The 26,126-nt window shown below is 40.4% G+C and carries 28 protein-coding genes and 1 riboswitch; of the genes, 3 read left to right on the top strand and 25 right to left on the bottom strand.

Annotated features, from left to right (window positions below; translation table 11 throughout):
* From ERX29_RS00805 to ERX29_RS00785, 5 genes are all read right to left on the bottom strand, one after another.
* On the bottom strand, window positions 1-981 hold the full coding sequence (locus ERX29_RS00805; protein ID WP_133442777.1) for a thiamine pyrophosphate-dependent dehydrogenase E1 component subunit alpha: 981 nt from the start codon (window positions 979-981) through the stop codon (window positions 1-3).
* A gap of 12 nt (window positions 982-993) precedes the next feature.
* Window positions 994-2,400: a dihydrolipoyl dehydrogenase gene (gene lpdA / locus ERX29_RS00800; RefSeq protein ID WP_133442776.1), complete on the bottom strand. Its 1,407-nt coding sequence runs from the start codon at window positions 2,398-2,400 to the stop codon at window positions 994-996.
* A gap of 11 nt (window positions 2,401-2,411) precedes the next feature.
* On the bottom strand, window positions 2,412-3,467 hold the full coding sequence (buk, locus tag ERX29_RS00795; RefSeq protein ID WP_133442775.1) for a butyrate kinase: 1,056 nt from the start codon (window positions 3,465-3,467) through the stop codon (window positions 2,412-2,414).
* Window positions 3,467-4,567, bottom strand: coding sequence for a Glu/Leu/Phe/Val dehydrogenase dimerization domain-containing protein (locus ERX29_RS00790; RefSeq protein ID WP_133442774.1), 1,101 nt, complete (start codon window positions 4,565-4,567; stop codon window positions 3,467-3,469). The genes buk and ERX29_RS00790 overlap by 1 nt, the downstream gene beginning before the upstream one ends.
* A 236-nt stretch (window positions 4,568-4,803) precedes the next feature.
* On the bottom strand, window positions 4,804-5,694 hold the full coding sequence (locus ERX29_RS00785) for a bifunctional enoyl-CoA hydratase/phosphate acetyltransferase (protein WP_133442914.1): 891 nt from the start codon (window positions 5,692-5,694) through the stop codon (window positions 4,804-4,806).
* A gap of 104 nt (window positions 5,695-5,798) precedes the next feature.
* On the opposite strand from ERX29_RS00785, the gene ERX29_RS00780 reads away from it, so the two are divergent.
* Entirely contained in the window at window positions 5,799-6,044 is a 246-nt protein-coding gene (locus ERX29_RS00780) for a DUF2627 domain-containing protein (RefSeq protein WP_133442773.1), read from the top strand.
* 6 nt (window positions 6,045-6,050) lie between these two features.
* Here ERX29_RS00780 and ERX29_RS00775 read toward each other — a convergent pair whose 3' ends face one another.
* The 15 genes from ERX29_RS00775 to ERX29_RS00705 all read right to left on the bottom strand — a co-directional run bounded on the left by ERX29_RS00775 (window position 6,051) and on the right by ERX29_RS00705 (window position 19,296).
* Complete coding sequence (locus ERX29_RS00775; RefSeq protein ID WP_133442772.1) at window positions 6,051-6,761, bottom strand: glycerophosphodiester phosphodiesterase family protein; 711 nt, start codon at window positions 6,759-6,761, stop codon at window positions 6,051-6,053.
* A gap of 3 nt (window positions 6,762-6,764) precedes the next feature.
* Complete coding sequence (locus ERX29_RS00770) at window positions 6,765-7,424, bottom strand: response regulator (RefSeq protein ID WP_133442771.1); 660 nt, start codon at window positions 7,422-7,424, stop codon at window positions 6,765-6,767.
* Between the two features lie 14 nt (window positions 7,425-7,438).
* Window positions 7,439-9,109, bottom strand: a complete 1,671-nt coding sequence (gene recN / locus ERX29_RS00765; RefSeq protein ID WP_133442770.1) for a DNA repair protein RecN — start codon at window positions 9,107-9,109, stop codon at window positions 7,439-7,441.
* A gap of 13 nt (window positions 9,110-9,122) precedes the next feature.
* The gene (gene ahrC, locus ERX29_RS00760; protein ID WP_133442769.1) at window positions 9,123-9,575 is read right to left on the bottom strand and encodes a transcriptional regulator AhrC/ArgR; all 453 of its coding nucleotides are present in this window, start codon (window positions 9,573-9,575) and stop codon (window positions 9,123-9,125) included.
* A gap of 106 nt (window positions 9,576-9,681) precedes the next feature.
* The gene (locus ERX29_RS00755; protein ID WP_133442768.1) at window positions 9,682-10,470 is read right to left on the bottom strand and encodes a TlyA family RNA methyltransferase; all 789 of its coding nucleotides are present in this window, start codon (window positions 10,468-10,470) and stop codon (window positions 9,682-9,684) included.
* The gene (gene dxs / locus ERX29_RS00750; protein WP_133442767.1) at window positions 10,451-12,343 is read right to left on the bottom strand and encodes a 1-deoxy-D-xylulose-5-phosphate synthase; all 1,893 of its coding nucleotides are present in this window, start codon (window positions 12,341-12,343) and stop codon (window positions 10,451-10,453) included. The genes ERX29_RS00755 and dxs overlap by 20 nt, the downstream gene beginning before the upstream one ends.
* A gap of 102 nt (window positions 12,344-12,445) precedes the next feature.
* Window positions 12,446-13,306: a polyprenyl synthetase family protein gene (locus ERX29_RS00745; protein ID WP_133442766.1), complete on the bottom strand. Its 861-nt coding sequence runs from the start codon at window positions 13,304-13,306 to the stop codon at window positions 12,446-12,448.
* Window positions 13,296-13,496 (bottom strand): exodeoxyribonuclease VII small subunit, encoded by a 201-nt coding sequence (gene xseB / locus ERX29_RS00740; RefSeq protein ID WP_133442765.1) that lies wholly within the window; start codon window positions 13,494-13,496, stop codon window positions 13,296-13,298. Before xseB ends, ERX29_RS00745 begins: the two co-directional genes overlap by 11 nt.
* Window positions 13,480-14,829 (bottom strand): exodeoxyribonuclease VII large subunit, encoded by a 1,350-nt coding sequence (gene xseA / locus ERX29_RS00735; protein WP_133442764.1) that lies wholly within the window; start codon window positions 14,827-14,829, stop codon window positions 13,480-13,482. Before xseA ends, xseB begins: the two co-directional genes overlap by 17 nt.
* Complete coding sequence (nusB, locus tag ERX29_RS00730) at window positions 14,826-15,218, bottom strand: transcription antitermination factor NusB (protein WP_133442763.1); 393 nt, start codon at window positions 15,216-15,218, stop codon at window positions 14,826-14,828. The genes xseA and nusB overlap by 4 nt, the downstream gene beginning before the upstream one ends.
* A 41-nt stretch (window positions 15,219-15,259) precedes the next feature.
* Complete coding sequence (locus tag ERX29_RS00725) at window positions 15,260-15,607, bottom strand: Asp23/Gls24 family envelope stress response protein (protein ID WP_133442762.1); 348 nt, start codon at window positions 15,605-15,607, stop codon at window positions 15,260-15,262.
* A gap of 152 nt (window positions 15,608-15,759) precedes the next feature.
* A complete protein-coding gene (accC, locus tag ERX29_RS00720) occupies window positions 15,760-17,109 on the bottom strand; it encodes an acetyl-CoA carboxylase biotin carboxylase subunit (protein ID WP_133442761.1) in 1,350 nt (449 codons plus the stop codon).
* The gene (gene accB / locus ERX29_RS00715) at window positions 17,109-17,552 is read right to left on the bottom strand and encodes an acetyl-CoA carboxylase biotin carboxyl carrier protein (protein WP_133442760.1); all 444 of its coding nucleotides are present in this window, start codon (window positions 17,550-17,552) and stop codon (window positions 17,109-17,111) included. Before accB ends, accC begins: the two co-directional genes overlap by 1 nt.
* Window positions 17,553-17,660: 108 nt before the next feature.
* Complete coding sequence (gene efp / locus ERX29_RS00710; RefSeq protein ID WP_133442759.1) at window positions 17,661-18,218, bottom strand: elongation factor P; 558 nt, start codon at window positions 18,216-18,218, stop codon at window positions 17,661-17,663.
* A 25-nt stretch (window positions 18,219-18,243) separates the two neighbouring features.
* Window positions 18,244-19,296: a M24 family metallopeptidase gene (locus ERX29_RS00705; RefSeq protein WP_207999134.1), complete on the bottom strand. Its 1,053-nt coding sequence runs from the start codon at window positions 19,294-19,296 to the stop codon at window positions 18,244-18,246.
* Between the two features lie 83 nt (window positions 19,297-19,379).
* Between ERX29_RS00705 and ERX29_RS00700 the strand changes: the two genes are divergently transcribed.
* On the top strand, window positions 19,380-19,967 hold the full coding sequence (locus ERX29_RS00700; RefSeq protein ID WP_133442757.1) for a hypothetical protein: 588 nt from the start codon (window positions 19,380-19,382) through the stop codon (window positions 19,965-19,967).
* Window positions 19,968-20,092: 125 nt separating this feature from the next.
* Here ERX29_RS00700 and ERX29_RS00695 read toward each other — a convergent pair whose 3' ends face one another.
* On the bottom strand, window positions 20,093-20,923 hold the full coding sequence (locus ERX29_RS00695; RefSeq protein ID WP_133442756.1) for a lipoate--protein ligase family protein: 831 nt from the start codon (window positions 20,921-20,923) through the stop codon (window positions 20,093-20,095).
* A 96-nt stretch (window positions 20,924-21,019) separates the two neighbouring features.
* On the opposite strand from ERX29_RS00695, the gene ERX29_RS00690 reads away from it, so the two are divergent.
* Window positions 21,020-21,403, top strand: a complete 384-nt coding sequence (locus ERX29_RS00690) for a rhodanese-like domain-containing protein (protein WP_133442755.1) — start codon at window positions 21,020-21,022, stop codon at window positions 21,401-21,403.
* Between the two features lie 29 nt (window positions 21,404-21,432).
* Here the strand turns inward: ERX29_RS00690 and gcvPB are convergent, their stop codons facing one another.
* The 4 genes from gcvPB to ERX29_RS00670 all read right to left on the bottom strand — a co-directional run bounded on the left by gcvPB (window position 21,433) and on the right by ERX29_RS00670 (window position 25,982).
* Window positions 21,433-22,902 carry an aminomethyl-transferring glycine dehydrogenase subunit GcvPB gene (gcvPB, locus tag ERX29_RS00685; protein WP_133442754.1) on the bottom strand — a complete coding sequence of 490 codons (1,470 nt, stop codon included), beginning with the start codon at window positions 22,900-22,902 and terminating at the stop codon, window positions 21,433-21,435.
* Window positions 22,895-24,238, bottom strand: coding sequence for an aminomethyl-transferring glycine dehydrogenase subunit GcvPA (gcvPA, locus tag ERX29_RS00680; RefSeq protein ID WP_133442753.1), 1,344 nt, complete (start codon window positions 24,236-24,238; stop codon window positions 22,895-22,897). The genes gcvPB and gcvPA overlap by 8 nt, the downstream gene beginning before the upstream one ends.
* Window positions 24,239-24,249: 11 nt before the next feature.
* A complete protein-coding gene (gene gcvT, locus ERX29_RS00675) occupies window positions 24,250-25,335 on the bottom strand; it encodes a glycine cleavage system aminomethyltransferase GcvT (protein ID WP_133442913.1) in 1,086 nt (361 codons plus the stop codon).
* 66 nt (window positions 25,336-25,401) lie between these two features.
* A riboswitch (glycine riboswitch) is annotated at window positions 25,402-25,489 on the bottom strand.
* A complete protein-coding gene (locus ERX29_RS00670) occupies window positions 25,482-25,982 on the bottom strand; it encodes a shikimate kinase (RefSeq protein WP_243719914.1) in 501 nt (166 codons plus the stop codon). (Overlaps the previous riboswitch by 8 nt.)
* Window positions 25,983-26,126: the final 144 nt, after the last annotated feature.

The following is a 26,126-nucleotide window of genomic DNA, read 5'->3' as shown; positions in this document are numbered from 1 at the left end:
TTAACCTCCATAAACGTGCAGTAGCGCTTCTTCAGGTGCTGGATAAGGAGCTTGCTCTGCTTTCTTTGTCGCATCATTGACAATTGCAGTAAGTTCCTTGTCGGTTTCTTCAAACCATGTTTCATCTGCCACGTTGTTTTCTAACATATATGCTTTAAATCTGATGTTACAGTCAAGCTCTTTATTGGAATTACGTTCTTCAATCGTACGATAACTGTCATCATCATCTGATGAGTGGGCAGTGAGTCTCGTAGACATCGCTTCTATTAATGTCGCACCTTCTCCATTAATGCCTCGGTTTCTAGCTTCTTTCACTGCTTTATATACGGCAATAGGATCGTTCCCATCAATATGCTCACCGTGCATACCATAACCAATCGCACGGTCAGATAATTTATCAGCTCCATATTGAAGCGTATGAGGAACGCTGATGGCATATTTATTATTCTCAATGATACAGATAAATGGTAAGTCATGTACACCTGCGAAATTCAGTCCTTCGTGGAAATCTCCTTGATTACTTGAGCCTTCTCCCAGCGTCGTCAATGCGACCTTTTCCTCTCCATCCATTTTAAAGGCAAGAGCAGCTCCGACTGCATGCAGTACTTGTGTAGCAACACATGACCCCTGCGTCAGAATGCCGCATGATTTTTTACTGAAGTGGGACGGCATCTGTTTGCCCCCGCTTGAAACGTCTCCAGACTTGGCGAATGCTGAGAGCATTGTCTCTTCAGGAGTCATCCCCATATGTGTGACTAGAGCGAGATCTCGGTAATAAGGAGACGTAATGTCTCCTTGTTCAAGTGCATAAGCAGCACCTACTTGAGTTGCTTCCTGACCTTGACAGCTGATGACAAACGGTAGTTTCCCTGCCCGGTTCAACAGCCACATCCGTTCGTCAAGTTTTCGCCCGAGCAGCATCGAGCGGTACATTGCCTTTAAGTCGTCAGGAGACAGTCCTGCTTCTTTATAATCCATCATAATTGTTTCCTCCTAAATATGAATCGCACGGCCAACACTTGCGAGTCCAAGCTCCATCAGCACTTCTGACACTGAAGGATGAGCGTGAACTGTAAGTCCGAGTTCAAGCGTTGACGCATTCATGAATTTCGCCAGTGCGACTTCATTGATGATTTCAGTGACATTTGGTCCTATCATCGAGAGACCGAGTACTTCATCACTGTCTTTATCTTTGACAAGGACAGCTTGACCATTGCTGTTACCGCTGATTACGGCTTTACCAATAGCTGCAAAAGGGACAGCTTTGATTTGAGTATCGAACCCTGCAGCTTTAGCCTGCTCTTCAGTCATACCGATACTCGCAACTTCAGGGCTCGTATATATACATTTCGGAACAGTATTGTAATCGAGAGCAATCGGTGCGGCATCGTTCATATGCTCTACAGCAATGGTTCCTTCTTTCGTCGCGACATGAGCCAGCTGAAGGTTACCGATGACATCACCGACTGCATAAATATGTCGATCTTCTGATTGGTAGTACTCATTGACTTCGATAAAGCCGTTGTTGACTTTTATCTTAGTATTGCTGAGACCGATGTCCGTACTGTTCGGCGTTCTGCCGATAGCGACCAGCACTTTTTCAGCACTGACTTCTTGTGACAACTTAAATGTGACTCCTTCAGCATTGTGATCAACGTTATCAACTGACAGACTTTCACCGATGTAGAACTTAATTCCTTTTTTCTCTAGTTCTTTCTGAAGAATTCTACTGATTTTCTTGTCTTCAGCCGGAATAATGGCTGATCCAGCTTCTACGACGGTTACTTCTACTTCAAGATCAGCAAGTAATGAAGCAAATTCAAGGCCGATTACTCCACCGCCGATAATCACCATCGATTTAGGCAGCTGATCAAGAGTCATCATATCATCACTCGATAGTACAGTCTCATGATTGAATGGCAGAAATGGAAGTTCGCGCGGCGTACTTCCTGTACAGATTAATACATGTTTGTTCACCAGTAGTTCTGATTCACCATTACTATATTCCACTGAGATCGTTCCTGCCTGAGGTGAAAAGATGGAAGGTCCAAGAATTCTTCCGGTTCCTGTGTAGATATCAATCTTATTTGCTTTCATCAGATGCTGGACACCGCCGTACATCTTTTCTACTACTTCATCTTTACGTGCTCTAATCTCTTTAAAATCGTAATTTGCTTCTACCGGTTTAATCCCATATTGATCAGCATGCTTCATGTAGGAGAAGACTTCTGCTGATTTCAACAGACTCTTTGTAGGTATGCAGCCTTTATGAAGGCATGTTCCACCCAATTTTTCTTTTTCGACAATTGCGACTTTCATTCCAAGCTGAGAGGCACGGATAGCAGACACATAGCCTGCTGTGCCTCCGCCTAGAACGACTAAATCATATTCATTTGCCATATTAATCTCCCTTACTCATAAACTTTAGGCTGCTCTTCTTGATTGATGACTCTTAGGACACCCGCCGTGAGCGCTTCCATTTCTTTTTCTCCTGGCATTACTGTGACGTCAGCAATAAATTTCACTCGCTCGATAATCATATTCACCAGCAGATTACTATATGCGAGTCCACCGGTAATAATGATCTGATCTGCTTTGCCGTTAAAGTAAACACTTGCGGCAGCAATAGATCTGGCAATTTGATAAGCCATCGCTTCATAAGCAAGACGTGCTTTCTGATCTCCATTTTGAGCCTTTTGTTCAATGATAATTGCGTCGGTCGTACCAAAATGAGATACAAACCCACCTTTTTTTGATAGCAAAGTTGCTACATCTTTAGTAGTCAACTGTTCTTCTATCACTAAACGAGCTAATTGATCAGCCGGAAGAGATCCTGCACGTTCAGGACTGAATGGTCCCTCACCAGTTAATCCATCATTGACATCAACGACTTGGCCGTAGGCATGTGTGCCAACCGTAATGCCTCCACCGAGGTGAGCGACGACCAGATTTAAATCTTCATAACTTTTATGGATGCGTTCAGCGTAGTTTCTAGCAACAGCTTTCTGATTCAATGCGTGAAATATACTACGGCGCTCTATTTGCTGTAACCCGGTCATTCTAGTCATAGGAATCATCTCGTCCACTACAACTGGATCAACGATGTAGGCAGGTATATTGTACTCCTTACTAAGCCTTCCGCCAAGTAATGTGCTGATATTAGATGCATGAGTTCCGTATTTAGAAATTTTTAAATCAGCAGTCATTGTATCATTAATTAAATAGGTTCCGCCTGCCATGGGTTTCAATAGTCCTCCACGGGCTGCTACTGCATCAAAGGATGTAATATTATGGCTTTCCAAAAAATAAATGACGACTTTCAGACGAAAAGCTGTCTGTTCTTCAACATTGCCGCTCACTTCTTCAACCGAATGTCGTACGGTTTCAGAAATCATACATGTATGGTTGTCAAATAAAGCAATCTTGGAAGATGTACTACCAAGATTGAGCGTTAATATTTTTGCCATTATTTATTTCTTCTTGAGATAAGCGAATGTTCATTGATACTGAATGTGCTTCTCACACGCATCATCTGATCGATTCTTTCTTCAGCCATACGATCTGCTGCCATCGCTGTAGAGATGTTATCCCGGTTAGCAATTTCAAATACTTTGTCCATCTGCTCATAAATTTCTTCAATTTTCTTAGTTGCCCGACTTTCGTTATAGCCATGCAGTTCATCGGCAACATTGATCACACCGCCAGAGTTGACAACAAAGTCCGGCGCATAAATAATGCCGCGTTGTGCAAGCATGTCTGCATGCTTTTCTGTTTCTCTCAACTGATTGTTTGAACTCCCGCATACTGCTTTAACTTTTAACTGCGGTATCGTCTCATCATTTAAAATGCCACCTAACGCACATGGTGCAAATATATCTGCCTGGACTGAATATATCTCATCAGGCGCTACTGCTTTTGCTCCAAATGCTTTCACGGCACGGTCGATTGATTCCTGATTAATATCAGTTACAATAAGATGTGCGCCTTCTTCATGTAAGTATTCACAAAGGCTGTATGAAACATTTCCTACACCTTGCACAGACACTGTTTTTCCTTCGAGCGAATCAGAACCGAAAGCTTCTTTAGCTGTACGTTTCATCGCTCTATAGACGCCTAGTGCAGTCATCGGACTTGGATTTCCTGATGATCCAAAGCTTTCTGACAAACCAACGACAAAGTCCGTTTCTTCATGTATTGTATCCATATCTGCAACAGATGTTCCTACGTCTTCTGCTGTAATATATCGCCCATTTAAACTTTGTACATAGCGACCTAATGCGCGGAACAGCGCTTCTGATTTATTAGTTTTAGGATCGCCGATGACAACGGTCTTGCCGCCACCTAGATTTAAGCCTGCTGCGGCATTTTTATATGTCATGCCTCGAGCTAGGCGTAGTGCATCATCAATTGCTTCTTCCTCAGATGCGTATGGCCACATTCTGCAGCCGCCAAGAGCTGGACCAAGTGTTGTATCATGGATGGCGATGATGGCTTTTAATCCGCTCGCTTTATCATGACAAAATACTACCTGCTCATAATCATATTGTTCTAATCGTTCAAAAATCATTGCTATACCCCTTTTCATGATTATATTAGCTCACTACACTTCTAATTTTACCTTAAAAACTTTACTAATCAAATATAAATTATAAAACTCTAATTGTCTCCTATTAAATAAATGCAACTTTATTATTAAATATAGGGGTTATTTTATCGCTTTTAATCAATAAAGCGCTTACATAACAATTAATGTTCGCAATATTGTTTTTTGGAAAAATTTATATTATTATATTAAAATAATATTTAAAGAGTACTTAATGCAAGTACGATTGAATTGTATTTATCACTGAACTTATCAGCTCTGGATGATAAAATAATCGGAACTTTTGCACCAACGACCATACTTGCAACTTCAGCTCCTGCTAGATATGTCAAAGACTTATATAATACATTGCCTGCTTCTATCTGCGGCATTATTAAAATATCGGCGTCTCCTGCAACAGTAGATTCTATACCTTTATGCAAGGCTGCATCTTTATTGATAGCATTGTCCAGAGCAAATGGACCGTCAATAATACCACCTTTAATCTGTTTTCTATGGCCCATCTGAGTAATTAATGCTGCATCAATAGTAGACTGCATTTTAGGATTAATGAGTTCAATCGCTGAGATCAGCGCAACTTTTGGTTCCTGATAACCTAACTTTGCTGCTATGATTAATGCATTATTGATGATATCCACTTTTTCATCAAGCGTCGGACTGATATTCATACCAGCATCTGTCACCATCAGCATTTTATGATAGGTGGGTACATTAAAAAATGCCAAATGACTCAGTTTTCTTCCTGTTGCCAGCTGATAATCTTTCTTTAGTACTTCCTTTAAAATGACCGGTGTTGCCACGAGCCCTTTCATCAACACCTGTGCTTCTCCTCTTGCTACAGACCTGACCGATCTCTCGACAGACTGTTGTTCAGATAATGTATGACGAATGTCAAGACGGTCAGTGATGTCCTGTTGTTCCTGCTCAAGCAGTGCTCTGATGACAGTTTCGTCTCCATATAATCTAAACGCGGCCTTTGTTTCCACCAGCGCTTTACAGACGGCTTTAATGACATCAGAATCTGCTGCCTGGCAGACAGAAATTACTTTTTGAACTGATTTTCCTGTTGTTAATATATCGTGGAACTGCATTTCACTCATCCTTTCTCTTATATTGTATCTCTTTTATACAAGTTATCAATTTATAATTTGTCAATTATCCTGTGAGTAAGCTATAATGGTTCCAGGTGATTAACATGCAAAAAATGATTGCGCTATTAATACTTGTCATTCCTATATATTTTTCAGGTTTAGGCATTAAATGGATGAGAGATGCAGTATTTGGTATTTTAGTACCTGAACTGCATTTTATATGGCTTCAGTTTCTTTTAGGATTTTTTCTTGCAATTGCAGGCATTGCTTTTGTAGGAGGATATATTCTTCATATAGAGAAGCGAACAGAACGAGCACAAAAAAAATTCATCGATCAGAGTAAAAAATAATCTCTGTCAGATGAATTTTTTTGCTTTAATTGCCAGTTCCACATCATCTGTAATAATGGCATCAACAGTTGAATTCAGCCAGTACTTAATATCATCTGCTCGGTTCACCGTATACATCCGTACTTTAAGTCCTTCACCCGCGATTCTGTCTGCAAAATTTCTTGAAATATAAAACGTATTTGTATGTATACCATCAAATAAATAGTCTGCTTTTAAGTTCCATGGCAGGTCGACATATCGTGAATAAAGATATGCGGTTTCCAAATGTGGATTGAGCTGCTTGATGAGCTGAACAGAATTCAAATAAAAGCTTGAGATGATGATGCGTTCGTTCATTGAATAATGGTTGAGAAGATCGACTAACAGCGATTCAAGTACTCCGTCGGTCTGCCCTTTAATTTCAATGTTAAGTTCGAGTTTAGTATCGTGAACTAAATCCAATACTTGCGATAACAATGGGACTTTTTCATATTTTAGTCGACCTGTTTTTATTTTTGCTCGATGAATTTCTGAGAGCGTCATTTTACTGATACTTCCAGAAAGATTGGTTGTCCGACTCAGCGTTTCATCATGAATCACTACAATATGATGATCTGCTGTTAAATGAACATCAAGCTCAATACCATCCGCACCGAATTCAATCGCCTTTTTGAAAGCACGCATACTGTTTTCAGGATACTTCTTCTTATAACCTCTATGAGCAAAAATTTTAACCATCTGTCACCTCATCAAATATTCCAGCAGCTCTCCGATGGTTGGTTTTGTATATCGACCTTCAGCAAGCCATTTCTGTTCAAATCCTTGTTTCCAGGATTTATCGATAGAATGGCGTATGGCTCTCTCTACACTTGCCGTATTTACGCCATTCATTCTAGCTATCTCAGGATATAGGGTCCGGGTTAAGTGCTCTATTTTTTCAGGCTCTTTCTTAAGAATGGCTATAGCATCGTTTAAATACTGTGTACCTTTAAGCTTCTCCGGAAATAAGGTGTCAAGAACCAGCTTGTCACTTTGGCCGCCCTGACAAAGCCGTTCAATAGTCTGATGAATCACATCAAGGTTTACCGGCTTCAGCAGAAAGTAATCTACTCCTAATGCAGTTGCTTCCGTCAGCACCGATTCTTTACCAAATGCTGAAAAACAGATGACTTTATAATGTCGGTCATGCGGCATATAATTTTTTACAAGAGTAAGACCATCTATATTAGGTAATACAAGGTCAAGCAGGAGCACATCAAAGTTTTCTTCTTCAATTAACTGTCTGCCGTCTATTCCATTGTTAGCAATGCCTGTCACAATCATCCCTTGATTTTGCAGGTGTATTTTTATCGTAGAAGCCAGTTCTTCTGAATCTTCGATGATAGACACTCTTATAACCATTGATACACCTCCCTCTATTTTTCTTTATTCTGTTCAATTAGTTCAGCAGCATGTTCCAATGTAAGCGGTGTAACTTCTACACCAGAAATCATCCGGGCTACTTCGTTGATTTTCGCATCCCCCGTCAATTCTGTAACAGATGTGACAGTTCTGTCTTCACGCTCATGCTTTTCGATATAAAGATGATGATCACTAATTGCAGCGACTTGTGGTAAATGTGAAATACAGATAACCTGCATGTGTTCCGCTATCATTTTCATTTTCTCAGCCATTTTCTGAGCAACTCGTCCTGATACACCCGTATCTACTTCATCAAACAAAATAGCCGTCTGCCCTTTACTTTCAGCAAATATACTTTTCAATGCCAGCATAATTCTGGACAGTTCGCCACCTGATGCAATCTTATAAAGAGATTTGAGAGGTTCTCCTTTATTTGGACTGATCATAAATTCCATTGTTTCCAGCCCATCAATCATCGGTTCAGATTTTGTAAAAGCAAATTCAAAATTTGCACTTTTCATTTCCAGATGATGGATTTCCTCTAAAATATCATTTCTCAGCTGCAGTGCATCTTTTCTTCTTTCTTTCGCCAGCTTGTTTCCGGTATTGACCAACTGCTTATAGAGCTCTTCAATTTCTTCTTTCAAGTGAGAGGTACTTTCTTCAAGATTTTCAATCTGATTTATCTCTGTTTCCAGTCTATCAATCAGTAGAATCAATTCATCATGATCAACCCCATATTTACGCTCAAGTTGCTGGATCAGGTTCATCCGTTCTTCCAGCTCATTCAATGTCTGCTCGTCATACTCATTTAACGTCTGCGCGTCATGCAGCCGGTGCTTTGCATCTTCAAGCTGATAATAGGTGTTCTGAGTTTCTTCTATCAGCTGAGAATACTGACCCGATAAAATTTCGTTGACTTCTTTTAATGATTCCGTAAAATCAAATAATTGATCAAGGATATTATCCTCACTTGATAAATAACCTGCTGCTTTAGTCAGCTCAATGTTTAATTTTTCAAAGTTTCTCAACCGATTGATATCCTCAGACATTGCTACTTTTTCACCAGCTACAAGTTTAGCCTGAGTCAATTCCTTATGCTGAAATTTGATTAAATCTAATCGCTGCAGCAACGAATCATCTTTCTGTTCAAGTTTTTTAAGTTCATCCTGCTTCTCGCGGTAGTTCATAAAGAACAGTTCATAGGTTTGTTTGACGTCTGCATATCTGCCTTTCGAATATTCATCGAGCAGTGTCAGATGATACTTCGGTTTCAGTAAATGCTGTGTTTCGTGCTGACCATGAATATCGAGTAGTTCCTGCATGACAGTTCTCAATTCATTCAACGTCACGGTATGATTGTTGATTCTGCAAATACTTTTACCTGTCTTCATGATTTCCCGTTTGACAATCATAAAGTCGTCCTGGTCTATACCCTTATCATTCAGCATTTGCTGGACTACTGGATTATGATCAATATCAAAAACACCTTCTACAACAGCTTTATCTTCTCCATGTCGAACAAGATTTTGGCTTGCACGAGCTCCGATCAACTGCGAAATGGCATCAATGATAATAGATTTCCCAGCACCAGTCTCACCTGAAAGTACTGTCAGTCCTTGTTTCAATTCAATTTCAAGTTGTTCTATAATCGCAAACTGTCTAATCGACAATGTCTGTAACATATTCTGCCTCCAACTAAAGCATATTAAATAAGCGCTCCGTCACTAACTTACCTGAATCTTTATCTTTGCAGATAATCAGACAAGTATCATCTCCGCAAATTGTTCCTAAAATCTCTTCCCATTCCAATTGATCGAGTATCGCACCGATTGACTGAGCATTTCCAGGAAGAGTTTTTAGTACAAGAAGATTTTCAGTCCCTTCAAGTTTAACGAAAGAATCCATTAAATAGCGTCCTAATTTGTCAAGCGGATGATATTTACGGTCTCTTGGCAGGCTATAGATATACTGTCCACTCGGTGTCGGAACTTTTATAAGCTGAAGTTCTTTAATATCTCTAGATATAGTCGCCTGAGTGACATTGAGATTAAATTCATTCAGTTTTTCGACCAGCTCTTCCTGCGTTTCAATCTGCTGGCTGGAAATTATTTCTCTAATTTTAATCTGTCTCATCGTCTTGTTCGCCATTTGCATCCCCCAAATTGTATATTTATTCACTAATGGTAGCATAGAAATAAATTTTTTCCTAACAAAAAAACCGTTTAATTTATTAATTACACGGCTTCTTCTATAACTATCCAGAAACTACTTCTGCGATTAGGTCATCTGTGATTTCTGTATGAGCAGGCATGTTCGACAAGTGCATTAAATACTCAGTATTACCGGTCGCTCCTTTAATCGGTGAAGTTGTGAGGGCAATCGGGAAAAGCTCCTGCTGCAGAGCATAATCGATCACTTTTCGAATGACTTTCATATGGACGGAACGGTCTGAGACTATTCCCTTTTCTTCAACTTCATGCCTGTCAGCTTCAAACTGCGGTTTAATTAAAGCTACAATCTCCCCAGGCCGCTCAAGAATCTCTTTTAGTGTCGGAAATATTAGTCCTAGTGAAATAAAGCTGACATCAATTGTTGCAAAGTCCGGCAAGGGTTCAAACTGCTCACGAGTGACATATCTAAAATTTGTCTGTTCCATTACTGTTACCCGGGGATCAATTCGGAGTTCATAAGCGAGCTGATTAGTGCCTACATCTATCGCGTAACTTTTCTTGGCACCATGTTTCAGTGCACAGTCAGTAAATCCACCTGTCGACGACCCGATATCAATATGAATCCTCTTCTTTATATCAAGTCCGAATGTAGTCAGAGCTTTCTCAAGCTTAAGACCTCCGCGGCTGACATATTTTTTTTCAAGTCCTTTGATTCTGATTTTCACTGTCTCTGGATTAATTCTTTCAGCAGATGAGTGAATCCGTTCATGTTCATTAAAGACTTTTCCTGCCATGACATAGCGTTTTGCTTCATCTATCGTGTCAAAATAATCATGACCGACAAGCCATTCATCAATGCGCTGCTTCTTCATCTTGTTTACCTACCAGCTGTTTTACTTCATCAATAATATGGGCAGTAGTGAGTCCAATCTCCTGAAGCAGCATATCTACATCGCCTTGCTCTATATACTCATTATCAATCCCAAGTCGTCTAACAGTGACACATTGATGATGGTCATTAAAATAATTGACAACTAAAGACCCGAATCCACCGGTCAGCATAGATTCTTCGACTGTCAGAACTGGGACATTTCGTTCGGCCAGTTTATCAAGATAGTCCTCATCTAAGGGCTTGATAAATCTGGCATTGACGATTTCTATATTGATGCCTTCTTTCAGCAGTGTCTCCTGAGCTTCCAGCAGCATCTGAAGTGTCGGCCCGAAGGACAAGATCACCGCATCAGTTCCCTTACGCAGCACCTCCCATTTTCCGAAAGGCACCCCTTCAGATGCGTCTGTCACATCAACACCTAATCCATTTCCTCTAGGATACCTGATTGCAATCGGTCCGCCAAACGTGTTGAATGCGCTATAGACCATTTTCGCTGCTTCATCTTCATCTTTCGGCATCATGACAGTCATATTAGGAAGATGACTTAAAAAAGGAATATCAAAAACACCTTGATGTGTTTCACCATCAGCACCGACTAATCCGGAACGATCAATACCGAATACGACATCGAGCTGCTGTCGGTCAATGTCATGCAGTAACTGGTCATATGCGCGCTGCAAAAATGTAGAATAGATAGCAACATATGGCTTCATACCGTTTGCTGCAAGTCCTCCAGCCATAGTTACAGCATGCTGTTCAGCAATTCCTACATCAAAGAACTGGTCAGGTAATTCCTGCTGAAATTTCGTCAGTTTGCTGCCAACAGGCATTGCCGGAGTAATCGCGACAATCCGTTTATCTTCCCTTGCAAGCTCCAGTACAGCATCGCTCATCAACTGACTCCATGACGGTGCCGTCGCTTTACCGCCAAGCTGTTCTCCAGTATCAAGTTTGTATGGTCCAAGACCATGCCATGTACCGATTTTATCATTTTCGGCAGGTCTGTACCCTTTTCCCTTTTTAGTAATGACATGAATGATGACAGGTCCATTGATTCGTTTCGAAGTTTCGATCGCCTCTCCAAGTTCCCGAAAATTATGACCATCGACAGGACCGACATATTTTATTCCAAGCTCTTCAAAAAACACCCCTGATACAACAAGATATTTCAAACTATCTTTAATTCTATCCGCTGAATCTCTTAATTTAAGTCCACCGGGTAACTTGCTCAGGAAACCATCAATATCCACTTTCGCTCGGTTGTAATTTTGATTAGTCCGCAATCGACCGAACATATTATGCATCGCACCGACGTTCGGTGCGATACTCATTTCATTATCGTTTAAAATAATCGTCATATTAGTGCGGTCATGCCCGATATGATTTAACGCTTCAAGTGCCATCCCACCTGTCAGCGCTCCGTCACCTATAATTGGCACGACATGATAATGCTCTCCCATAATGTCACGCGCTTTTGCCATGCCCATCGCAGCTGACAGTGACGTAGAACTATGTCCCGCTTCCCATACATCATGGTCGCTTTCAGAACGTTTCGGAAAGCCACTAAGTCCTTGGTGCTGACGCAATTGGTCGAACTGTTCTCCTCTTCCTGTCAGAATCTTGTGAATATAAGCCTGATGTCCTACATCAAAAATCAGTTTATCTTCAGGGCTGTTAAAGTATTTGTGCAGAGCAATCGTCAGTTCGACTACACCTAAATTTGCTCCGATATGACCACCTGTTACTGCACATTTTTCTATTAAAAATGTTCTGATTTCTTCACTCAGCAAAATGAGTTCGTCTTCTGAGAGATCCTTTATATCTGATGGATTTTTAATTTTATCAACATCCATTTATGTTCCACCTACAGTCTAAATAATTAATTAAGTTTTATTATATCATTACAAAACCTATATGAACAAAAAAAGCCGCCAGGGCTTTTATTAAACATCTTCTTATTTGCTGCGTGTAACGATATAATCCAGAAGTTCGACCATAGCTGTCCCGTTATCAGTCAGATTATTCACCAGCCGGACTGATTCATCGTGCACCTCTGCCATTACTCTTTTCGCTTCAGGTAAGCCGAGCAATGTGACATAAGTCGTCTTACTGTTTACGGCGTCACTTCCTGCTTCCTTGCCCATCTCTTCTAAACTGCCTTCGACGTCAAGAATATCATCTTTTATCTGGAACAGCAGACCGACTTTTGAACCAAGTGTATCCAGCTTTTCCATCGCTTCATCATTCTGCTCTGCAATGACGCCCGCACAAAGAAAACAAGTCCGGATTAAATCACCGGTCTTATGCGTATGGACCGTCTCCATCTCCTGTAATGTCAGCTCACTTTTTTCCGCTGCCATATCGAGCATCTGCCCACCGACCATACCTCTACTTCCAGCTGCAAGTGAAATCAGACGTGCGAGCTTGACTTTGGTATCAGCAGTTAAATGTTTATCACCCATCAATTGTGTAAAGCTATCAGTCAGTAGACCATCTCCTGCAAGAATGGCTGTAGCTTCACCGAATACTTTATGGTTTGTTAACTGACCCCTGCGATAGTCATCGTTATCCATCGCCGGTAAATCATCATGAATCAAGGAATAGCTATGAATCATTTCAATAGCGGCTGCAGCGGATAAACCCGATTCTGCTGACTTCCCGAACATTTCAAGCGTCGTGAGCAGCAGCACGGGACGTACCCGTTTCCCTCCTGCCAGCAATGAGTATTTCATTGACTCATCAAGTTCAGCGCTTAAAGAATCATTATAAATATTCGCTAAATAATCATTGATCAAGTCAGTATAACTAAGCTTCATTGTTAACCTCAGTGTCACTGACCTGATTGATTTTCTTTTCAGCTTCTGATAACTGACTCTGACACGCTTTTGATAACTTAATTCCTTCTTCGTATAATTTAATAGATTCATCCAGAGAAACTTTATCGTTATCCAGCTTATTCACGATATCCTCTAGTTCCATCATCATCGTTTCAAAGTTTTTCGCCATGTTGATCCTCCTTCACTGTCTTTACAACAGCACTGATTTCTCCATCAGCCATTTGTATTTCAACTTGCTGTGATACATTAACATCATGAATACTGCTTAAAATACCTTGTGATGTTCTGACAATACTATAACCTCTATCTAATATGCCTGTAGGATTAACGCTTGTCAGCAATTTCTGCTGGAATTCGAGTGACCTTGCAAGTGACTGCAGCTTTCTATCCATTGACCGGTCGAGCTGCAGAATATTTTGTGTCAGCTGCTGCTGCCCCATCTGTATACGGGCGTTCAACCGTTCTTTTGATAATCTGCTGTCTAATCTGACGAACCGTTCATTATTAACTGTAAACTTATCTTTAAGCAGATAGAACATTTTTTGTTCTAATTCATCTTTACGTTGAATCTGCTGCTCAATCAGCAGATTAGGGTTGCGAAAAACTGGATGACCACTTAACCGCTGCATCCGTTGATTCTCATACTTCAGACGCTGCGTCAGCTGCTGTCTTAAAAATTGATCTGATGATTTCAGTTGATTCATCAGTTCAAACTGGTCAGGTGTCGCCATAACTGCCGCTGCTGTAGGTGTCGGTGCTCTTAAATCAGAGACAAAGTCGCTGAGCGTCGTGTCTGTTTCATGACCAACTGCTGAAATCACAGGTGTTGCTGCGTCATAGATTGCCTGGACGACGTCACGCTCATTGAAAGCCCATAAGTCTTCAATCGATCCCCCGCCACGTCCGACTATCATTACATCTACATTGAGAGAGTCGGCATGTCTGATATTTTTGACGATATCTTCTACAGCTCCTGCTCCTTGAACAAGCGTTGAGATATAATGTACGTTTGCAAGCGGGAATCTTCTTTTTAAAGTAGATTCAATATCGCGTATCGCAGCGCCAGTAGAAGCAGTGAGAACGGCAATACTCGCCGGATATTTCGGCAGTTTTTTCTTGCGTCCTGTATCAAAGTAACCTTTCGATTCAAGTTCTTTTCTGAGTGCTTCAAATCGCTCATAAAGCTGACCGACACCGTCCAGAGACATGTCACTTGCATACAGCTGATAGCTGCCACGACCTTCGTACACAGAAATACGTCCTGAAATGAGTACTTGATCGCCTTCTTTAGGTGTAAAGCTGATTTTTGAGACTTCTTTTTTGAACATCATTCCATTTAAAACCGCTCCGCCGTCTTTAAGCGCAAAATAAAGGTGACCGCTGGAATGATGCTTGACATTAGATAGCTCACCTTTTATAAATACATTCTCCAGATAAGGATCGCGGTCAAACTTTGCCTTGATGTATTTAGTCAGTGCACTGATTGTTAAATAGTTTGTCATTGCATTTTCTGTTTGATGACTTCACTGAGCACTCCGTTGATGAATTTATAGCTGTCATCATCTCCATATGTTTTAGCCAGATTGACTGCCTCATTGACAGCTACTTTTTCTGGAACATCTGTAAATAGCACTTCAAAGACTGACATGCGAAGAATAATTCGGTCAACTTTACTTAGACGCTCTAAAGTCCACTGCTTCAGATAAGGACGGATAGCCTCGTCAATAGCTTTCTGATTGTCCTTAACTCCTGTTGTCAGGCTATCCATAAATACATCCTGAGCAGATGGATCTATTATGAAAGACTTGGCTTCCTGCAAAGTGATTGGTTCTTTAGTTTCCATCTGAAAAAGTACTTTTAATGCTAGTTCTCTTGATTCACTACGACTCATAATTGTTCTCCTTCAAAAATTGAGAGGATGCATGCATCCTCTTAGTTGTCTTTAAATTTAATATTGATGATATGTACGTTAACTTGCTTCGGGTTAAGTGCCGTCATGTTTTCAAGCGCATGTTTAATATTCTGCTGCACTTGCTTAGCAGTTGCAGAAATCTTCGTACCATAATCAAAAGTACAGTATGCATCTATATAAATATCATCTTCTTTGATTTCTACATTGACACCTCGGGCATTTTTAACACCTAACTTATCGAGGGATTTATTTTTCTGTAGTAATGAGACGCCTTTTACTTCACTCACTGCAATATTGGCGATGACTTCAATGACGTTCGGCGAAATCTCAACTGTTCCTAAATTTTGTTTAGACATTGATTCAACCATTGTTATGCCTCCCATCGTATAGTATATATATCATACCATTAATACGTATTAATTTTAACTATATTGAATAGAATATATCGTGACTAATATAAATTTTTAAGTTAAAAAAAGAATGGAAGTTTCCCTCCACTCGTTTTTTCAACTCATTAAATTCAATCATACAGAAGTTCATTCTGTTCAAGAAAATTCGTACTATATTCCTTGCTTAAAAATACGGGATGTTTCAGCAGTGCCTGGTGAAACGGTATCGTAGTATCAATGCCATGAATGATATACTCGTCCAATGCACGACGTGCACAACTGATCGCTTCTTCGCGTGTCGGCTGGAAGACAATCAGCTTCGCTACCATGGAATCATAATAAGGCGGAATCGTGTATTGATTGTAACAAGCTGAATCGACTCTGACACCGTAACCGCCCGGGACTAAATATTGAGTAATCTGACCTGCTGACGGCATGAAGTTCTTCAGCGGATTCTCTGCGTTAATTCTCAGTTCCATCGCATGCCCTTTGAATTCAACTTCTTCCTGCTGGATATCAAGTCTCTCACCTGAGGCAATTCTTATCTGCCATTTCACTAAATCAATTCCAGTCACCATTTCAGTGACAGGATGTTCCACTTGAATGCGTGTATTCATCTCCATGAAATAATATTTATTTTCGTTTAAATCATAGATGAATTCAATCGTTCCTGCACCTTCGTAATCAACTGTCTCAGCAGCTCTGACAGCCGCTTGCCCCATAGCTGCACGCGTTTCTTCAGTAATCGTCGGGCTCGGTGACTCTTCAACTAATTTCTGCATCCTGCGCTGAATCGTACAGTCACGTTCGCCAAGATGAATCACATGACCAAATGAATCAGCAAGCACCTGAATTTCAATATGACGGAAATTCTCAATGAACTTTTCAATATATAATCCTTTATTGCCAAATGCAACTTCTGCTTCCTGCTCCGTCATGCGGTAACCGGTGATTAGTTCTTCCTCATTTCGTGCAATTCGGATTCCTTTGCCGCCACCGCCTGCAGTCGCCTTGATAATGACAGGGTAACCGATTCGCTCTGCTTCCTGTTTTGCGATATCAATCGTTTCAACAAGTCCATCACTACCAGGAACTACCGGAACATTAGCTTTAATCATCTCTTTTTTAGCAAGATCCTTGATTCCCATTTTTGTAATCGATTCATGACTCGGCCCGATGAATTTTATATTGCATGCTTCGCACATTTCAGCAAAATCCGCATTCTCAGCAAGGAAACCATAACCAGGATGAATGCCCTCGCAACCGGTCGCACTTGCGATAGCTAAAATATTCGGAATGTTCAAATATGAGTCTTTGGAATATTTAGGTCCGACGCAATACGCTTCATCAGCGAGCTGCGTATGGAGAGCTTCTTTATCTGCCTCAGAATATATAGCAACAGACTGAATATCAAGTTCTTTTAACGCTCTGATAATACGTACCGCAATCTCACCGCGGTTTGCAATCAATACTTTTTTCATTACTTCACCCGGAATAAAGGCTGACCGTATTCCACCATTTGACCATCTTCAACAAGAATCTCTACGATTTCACCTGAGAGTTCAGCCTGTATTTCATTGAAGAGTTTCATCGCTTCCAGAATGCAGACCACTGATTCAGCGGAGACTTTATCTCCGACTTTTACATATGCATCACTTTCCGGAGTTGGTGATTTATAAAATGTACCGACCATTGGCGCATTGATCGTCATGCCGGCAGATGAGTTCTCGCCTTTAGGAGCTTCTGCCTGAACAGTCGGCTGTAAAGGCTCTTGAGTCTGTACAGGAGCTTGGACAGCAGCTGCTGTCTGTATAATTGATTCTTTTTTAAGTTTGATTTTTTGATTATCTTCTTCGACTTCAATCATCGTGAGTGACGATTGATCAAGTAATTCTATCAATTCTTTCAGTTCTTCAAAATTCATGCTGTTCTCCTTTATACTTCGTATTAGTACTAGCTACCTAACCCATTTTACTTCAGTGGTCAGACCAATTCAAGTATTAAAAAAAGACATGCCTAAGCATGTCTCAATTTAACCGCGCGATACGTATGATCCATCTGTTGTATTAATAATCAATTTGTCTCCGATATTCACAAATAAAGGAACATTCAATGAATAACCTGTCTCTACAGTAGCTTGTTTTGTCGCTCCTTGAGCAGTATCACCTTTAATTCCGGGTTCTGTTTCTGTTACTTCGAGCGTCACAGTATTAGGTAATTCAACACCTAATGTTTCGCCTTCGTAACTCTGAATATGAACATCCATATTTTCTTTAAGAAATTTAAGTTCATGAGTCAATGAGTTTTCAGAAATTTCAGTCTGATCATATGTCTCTGTATCCATAAACACGTGAGCATCGCCGCTTGCATATAAATACTGCATCTTACGGTTGTCAATCTGAGCACGTCCTACTTTTTCTCCTGCACGGAACGTTTTTTCCTGGATTGAACCCGTTCTTAAGTTTCTTAATTTTGAGCGGACAAATGCTGCCCCTTTACCTGGTTTAACGTGCTGGAATTCAAGAACGCGCCAGATGCCGTTATCAACTTCAATCGTTAAACCCGTTTTAAAATCGTTTACTGAGATCATTTAAAAATCCTCCTAAATATACTGTCTATAAAATAATAAGGTCTTTTGTAGAATGTGTAAAGCGCTTTAGAGCAGTTTCAGTGACAATCACATCATCTTCAATTCGTACACCGCCAAGACCCTCAACATAAATTCCCGGTTCAAGTGTCACACACATATTCTTCTGAAGCTTGATGTCTGAATTGGAAGAAAGTCCTGGTCCTTCGTGGACTTCAAGCCCAATACCATGACCGAGAGAATGTCCGAAGTTATCACCATAACCAGCATCCTTGATGATGTTACGGGCTATGGCATCAGCCTCAGCACCAGTCATACCAGGTTTGACTGTTTCAAGTGCTGTCACTTGTGACTTTAATACTATATCATATACTTTCTTCATTTCTTCACCCGGATCACCGATTGCAAAAGACCGTGTGATGTCAGAAATGTAACCTTGATATATGGCACCATAATCCAGCGTGATCATCTCACCATTGTTGATGACTTTATTGGTTGCGACACCATGCGGCAAAGCTCCTCTATGTCCTGAAGCTACTATAGTTTCAAAAGAAGAACCCGATGCTCCGTTCTTTCTCATGAACATCTCAATCTCGTTATTTACTTCCATCTCTGTCATTCCAGCTCTGACAAATTTAAGGATGTGTTCATATGTTTCATCTGCAATATCTGCAGCTTTTTGAATCAGGTCAATTTCAAACGGTTCTTTGATCATTCTGATCTGTTCAATTTCTCCGCCAATATCCACTAAATCCATTGTCTGCTTTAACTTAGCAAATTGCTGATAAGTGATTAAATCGCCTTCAAAACCGACCGTTTCTGCGGAAATTGTTTTAATGACCTCCGCTACACTGTCAAGCAGGCCCCCACTCTGCTTAACGACTTCAAATTCACCAGCCTGTTCAGCTGCCTGAACTGTATATCTGAAGTCAGTCACCAGGAATCTCTTATCCCTTGAGATGACTAATGCACCGCTTGATCCTGTAAATAATGATAAATAACGACGATTATGCGGTGACAATACGACAATCGCATCAAGATTTTTCTGTTCAAGCAACTGATTAACTTTTTCAAACTTCATGATAATCCCCTTCTCTTGTTGTTTTAAAAACCTGTAGTATCATGTTACCATAGATTTAGAAATAGTGAATAAGGAGAACGACTATGCGAAAACAATTACTTATTGCAAGTACGTTACTGCTCGCTTCATGTAGTAACGAGACAGAATCACTGCAAAAACAAAAAGATGTGCTGCAGTCTGAAATAAAAGCTACTAAAGAAAAAATAAGCGAAGAAAAAACTAAAAATATCTCAAACAATAATACTTTAACTTCCTTAAATAAAGAGTTGAATATCAGTAACGGTACCAGCAGCACGATATCTAATGAAGCATATGCTGAGAACTTTAATATTTATAGTCAGGCTATGGCTGACGCTTTCGGTGAATACTCAAGTATAGATAAAAATGTCGCTTCACTAAAGAGTGACCCGGCAGTAAAGGTACAGCTTCAGAATATCCAAAATAAAATCAATGATTCAACAGAGTCCTTTAATACGAAACTTGATGGAAAAAGTATTCCCATATCTTATAAGGACATTCATAATCAAGTCATCGCTGCTAACGCGGAATTTGTATCAGGCATGGATAAAGTCGTCAAAGCCTATACAGACTCAGACCAAAAATTGTTTAATCAAGGTAGTGCTGAACTCAATGAAGGCATCAACCGCATCGATAGTATTCAGTTTCAATAGAACATTATTGAGTATAAAGCAATAAATTTAACAATTCGGATTTCAGAAATACGGCGCACCTTATATTTTCAAGTGCACCGTATTTTTTGAAGAAATTTGTAAAATCATTTTAGTCTTTAAATTGTCTACCTTCTATATGTCCATTCATCACTCATATATTTTTGAGATAGCGTATGAACTTCCTCAAGCTGCTCAGCAGTCAGCTCATACGGAATGAGCTCAATATGAAGTCCCTGCTCGAATCCTCTGTAAAATGCTTCTTCCATTTGTTCAATCGTCACTTCTTTTGCTGTCAAATCATTAATTGAAACTGCTTTATCGTGAAAGGCATCTTTCATCTTCGTCTTCAGTCGTTCATTTCTGAACTTGAATAATCCGAATAGTTCATCCACATCAATTTTCTGAAGAATTGAACCGTGCTGTAGTATCACACCTTTTTGTCTCGTCTGCGCACTTCCCGCAATCTTTCTGCCTTCTACCACCAGTTCATACCAGCTTGGCGCATCAAAGCATACAGAACTTCTCGGATCTTTCAGCTTTGCGCGTTGTTCCTCCGTCTTTGGAATCGCAAAATAAGCATTAAGTCCTAAATTTTTGAATCCTTCCAGCAAACCGGAAGAAATGACACGATAGGCTTCAGTGATGGTTTTCGGCATTTCAGGATGACTTTCTGGGACAATCACTGAATACGTCAGTTCATGGTCATGCAGAACGCCACGTCCACCTGTCGCACGACGAACAAGACCGATGTGATTCTGCCTCACTTTTTCGATATCTATTTCTTTTTCCAGCCTCTGAAAATAACCGATGGATAAAGTTTTAGGATTCCAGCCGTAAAATCTTACAACTGGCTTCATCTTTCCTTCTGATACCCAGTTCATCAATGCCTCGTCCAGTGCCATATTAAAGTAGGGATTTTGCTTTTTTGTATTGATAAATAGCCATTGTTCTGTCAATTTAATCACCCTTATAGATAGTTTCTAGAAAATAACTTTGTAATTAAAGCCTTTAATCATTATAATGAAATATATGTAATTTAGGAGGAATTTTTAATGAACACATGGATCATCCTTGGTCTCATCCTTCTTGCACTGATTGCTTACATCGCGATCAATTACTTTATCAATCGTAAGGCTGTCACAGAATTAAGTCAAGATGACTTTCAAGCAGGACTTCGTCGTGCTCAGGTGATTGATTTACGTGAAAAAGATGATTACGATTATGGGCATATCATCGGTGCAAGAAACATCCCGATGAGTATTTTCAGAACGCGTATGCTAGGACTACGCAAAGATCAACCGATTTACTTCGTTGATAAAAACGGCATACAATGTTACCGTGCAGCTAGAATGCTGAAAAAGAATGGATACGACAATCTTTATATGCTTAAAGGCGGTTATAAAGAATGGAAAGGTCGTATAAAATCAAAAAAATAAGCTTAAGGCATATGCCTCAAGCTTATTTTTTATACTTCAATAGTCCCTTCGTATTTAAGAACTGGCTTTCTTGCAGCAGTCGTTTCATCCAGGCGACCAATAACCGTATGATGCGGCGCTTCAAGAACGATATCTGGATTATCCTCTGCTTCTTTAGCAATCTGAATCATCGTGTCACAGAAACTGTCCAGTGTTTCCTTTGATTCGGTTTCTGTCGGTTCGATCATCATACACTCTTCAACATTCAATGGGAAGTAAATTGTCGGCGGATGGAAGTTGAAGTCAAGCAGACGTTTAGCCATATCAAGCGTTCTGACACCAAGCTTTTTCTGTCTGACGCCACTGATAACAAATTCATGTTTGCAATGTCTGTCATAAGGCAGTTCAAAATAAGGCTCGAGTCGGCGCATCATATAGTTGGCATTAAGCACTGCGGTTTCAGAAGCTTCTTTAAGTCCATCTGGACCCATTGTACGAATGTAAGTATAGGCACGCAAGTATATTCCGAAGTTTCCGTAGAACGGTTTTACCCGTCCGATAGACTGGGGCATATCATGGTCGAACTTGTATCCATCTTCAGTCTTAATAATATGTGGTTTCGGCAGAAATGGAATCAGATCAGCTTTGACACCGACGGGACCAGAACCCGGACCACCACCGCCGTGAGGACCAGTAAATGTCTTATGAAGGTTCAAATGGACAGCGTCAAATCCCATGTCTCCAGGACGCACTTTGCTCATAATCGCATTTAAATTGGCACCATCATAATAGAGTTTACCGCCAGCCTGATGGACAATTTCACGTATTTCAAGAATGTCTTCTTCGAATAGACCAAGAGTATTAGGGTTTGTCAGCATGATGGCCGCAGTATCAGGACCTACGACACGTTTTAAGTCATCGATATCTACAAGTCCTTCATCGTTTGACTTCACTGTAATGGTCTCAAAGCCGGCTACTGTTGCGGACGCTGGATTGGTACCATGTGCTGAATCTGGCACTATAACTTTTGTCCGTTCAAAGTCACCGTTTGCTTCATGAAAAGCACGAATCATCATCAAGGCAGTCCATTCACCATGAGCACCGGCTGCTGGTTGCAGCGTGACTTCGTCCATACCTGTGATTTCTTTTAAGTGTTCCTGCAGATCATAGATGATCTCAAGAGATCCTTGAACTGTTTTTTCATCCTGCAATGGGTGTGCCGAAGCAAATCCTGACATCCGTGCGACTTTCTCATTGATTTTCGGATTATATTTCATCGTACATGAACCTAGTGGATAAAAACCGGAATCTACCCCGTGATTTTTATTGGACAGTTCTGTGTAATGACGCATTAAATCAAGTTCTGCTATTTCAGGCAGCATCGGTGAATTTTTGCGAATAAATTTAGATTCCAGAATATCTTCAACTTGCTGATTGTCCACTTCGACAGGAGGGAGAGAATAAGCGAAACGGTTCTCTCTAGAGCGTTCAAAAATTAACGGGCTTGAGCCTTTAAGCATTGTAGACACCTACTTTCGCAATGAATGTATCGATTTCTTCTTTCGTTCTCAGTTCTGTGACTGCAATCAGCATATGGTTGTTAAACTTATCATCTACACGACCTAGGTCAAACCCACCAATAAAACCATCTTCCAGCAGTTTGTCGTTAATGTCAGCAACTGGCTGGTTGAATTGAACGACAAATTCATTGAACGATGTTCCTGGGAGAACGGTAAAACCTTCCTGCACCATCTTATCTTTCATATAATTCGTCTTATAAAGGTTCTGCCTAGCCATTTCATAGACACCATTTTTACCAAGTGCACTCATCGCAACAGAAGCAGCCAGTGCATTCAATGCCTGGTTAGAACATATGTTAGAAGTCGCTTTATCACGTCTGATATGCTGTTCGCGCGCCTGCAGTGTCAACACGAATCCGCGATTTCCATCGTCATCCTGCGTCTGACCGACAAGACGACCAGGCATTTTACGCATCAATGCTTTTGTTGCAGCAAAATAGCCACAGTGCGGCCCGCCGAACTGTGCCGGAATTCCGAACACTTGCGCATCTCCTACAACTATATCCGCGCCAAACTCACCTGGAGGAGTAAGAAGACCTAGTGCCATCGGATTACTAGAGACTATGAACTGCGCTTTAGTACCTTCAGTTGTCGCTTTTACTGCCTCCAGATCCTCGATGCTTCCGAAGAAGTTAGGATATTGAACCATTACACAGGCAGTGTCATTGTCTATAGCTTCTTTAAGTTTGTCGAGATCCGTCACTGTATCCTTCAGATCGATTTCAACTACTTCTAAATTTTGACCTTTGGCATACATATGGAGTACTTCACGTGATTCATTGTTAACAGCTTTAGAGACAATAATTTTTTTCTTTTTTGTATGACCACATGCCAGCATCGCAGCTTCTGCAAATGATGTTCCGCCATCATACATTGATGAGTTTGCAACATCCATTCCTGTCAGTTCAGCAATCATCGTCTGAAATTCGAAAATGGCCTGCAATTCTCCCTGTGAAATTTCGGGCTGATAAGGTGTATACGCAGTATAGAACTCTGAGCGTGAAATGACATGGTCCACCACAGTAGGAATATAGTGGTCATATACACCGGCACCAAGGAACGATACATGTGTGTCGCTCGTTACATTTTTTGCGGCAATCTGTGCAAGTTCACGAAGCAGAGGTGTTTCGGATTTACGTTCTTTAATATTTAACGGTCGGTCAAAGCGTACTTTTTCAGGAATATCGGCAAACAACTCATCAATCGATTGAATCCCGATTGTCTTCATCATGTCCTGTTTATCAGTTTCTGTTAATGGAATATAGCGATGGCTCATAATGTCTCCCCTTAGTTTTTATGGAATGGTGTTTTAACTACTTTAGCAGGTACTTTATTTTTTCTGATCTGAACGTAAACTTCATTGTCAAGTTCAGTTTCTTTGACATCAATCAATGCGAGAGCAATGGAACGACCAGTGGATGGTGACTGCGTTCCACTCGTCACATAACCAATTTTTTCATCATTTTGATTGAATACTTCATAATCCGTACGCGCTATTCCACGTTCTTGCATTTCAAGTCCAGCAGACTTTCGAGTAACACCTTGTTCTTTCTGTGCTTCCAGTGCCGAGCGTCCAATGAACTCTCCTTTGGTCAATTTAACACTGAACCCCATTCTAGCTTCATATGGAGAGATTTCAGTTGATAAGTCCTGCCCGTGAAGCGGAAGTGCTGCTTCCAGACGCAGTGTATCCCGTGCTCCTAGTCCACATGGTTTAACACCTGCTTCAAGTAAACCTTCCCATATTTTCGCAGTGACAGGTGCCTCGCAGTAAATCTCGTATCCATGTTCTCCAGTATAACCTGACTGAGAAAGAATCACTTTTTCGCCGAACAGTTCTACATCCTGAATGTATTCAAACAGCTTAAGACCGCTCAACTCTTCAGAAACTAATGAAGAGATGATATTTTGTGCTGCTGGTCCCTGGACGGCAATTTGACCATATTCATTAGAGACATTCATCACTTCCGCTCCATCAATCTCATGCTGTTTCAACCAGTCAAAATCAATATCCGTGTTTCCTGCATTTACGACAAGTAAATATTTATCTTCTTCAAGCTGATAGACTACTAAGTCATCAATCACACCGCCTGCTTTATTACAAAGCATTGAATACTGCGCTTTCATCTTAGTTACTTTCGTCACATCATTTGTCAGAACGGACTGAAGGAATTCAGCAGCCTTCTCACCTTTGATGACAATCTCGCCCATATGGCTGACGTCGAACATACCTGCTGATTCTCTCACTGCATTATGTTCGTCTTTGATCGTTGTAAACTGCACGGGTAACGCCCAGCCCGAAAAATCTATTACTTTAGCTCCGGCTTTAACGTACACGTCATATAACGGTGTCTTTTTTAATTCCATCCTTATACCCTCCTCTAAAATATAAAAAAACAAGATAGCTGATAGACTATCCTGTCGATTTCTTCAGGCAAGCGTCCAAGTGATATCCTTTTGCCTGAGAGTTTCACATGAGTTTGCCCCTTCGGCGATGATAGTTATCATTCTCTCTATCACTATTCTTCCGCTAATATTCGATTTTTTATAAAAGTGATGCATGTGTCAATTGATTCTTCACTATTCACTCTAATGAATGCGATTTCATTATATCGTGAACAGCGTGAATTGTACAACTCTTTAATAGAAGAATAGGACTGGTCTACTGCATTGGGACGTGTTTTGTCACCAACAATTCTATTATACAGCGTATTAAAGTTCGTATCTACCCAAATATTAATCAAATTTTTATTTAATAACAAGTAATTGTTCGGATTTTCAATAATTCCGCCCCCAGTAGCGATAACAACGTCTTCTGTAATAAATTTTTTTAATGCTGCACATTCTAAAGACCTGAAATATGATTCTCCTTCATCAGCAAAGATCTCGCTGATGGCCCTTCCTTCCTGCTCTGCAATATATGTATCAATATCAAGAAACGGCAGACTCAGTTCTGCCGCCAGTTGTCTTCCTAAAGTTGATTTGCCGGCTCCCATGAAGCCTATTAATGTGATAGCCAATTTAATGCTCCTTTAATTCTCTGCTAATCTGAATATAATAATATTCCTTTATATTATCCATGGAATTGATTTTAATCATATACCTAACACTATAACTACTGACATAAAAAATAACAATCATCAGTAAGATAATTGCAAACGGAA

It is taken from the genome of Macrococcus lamae (assembly GCF_004359545.1).
In the GTDB taxonomy this organism is placed as follows: Bacteria; Bacillota; Bacilli; order Staphylococcales; family Staphylococcaceae; genus Macrococcus; species Macrococcus lamae.
The sequence above is the reverse complement of the archived record's forward strand: the minus strand, read 5'-3'. Positions and strand labels throughout refer to the sequence as shown.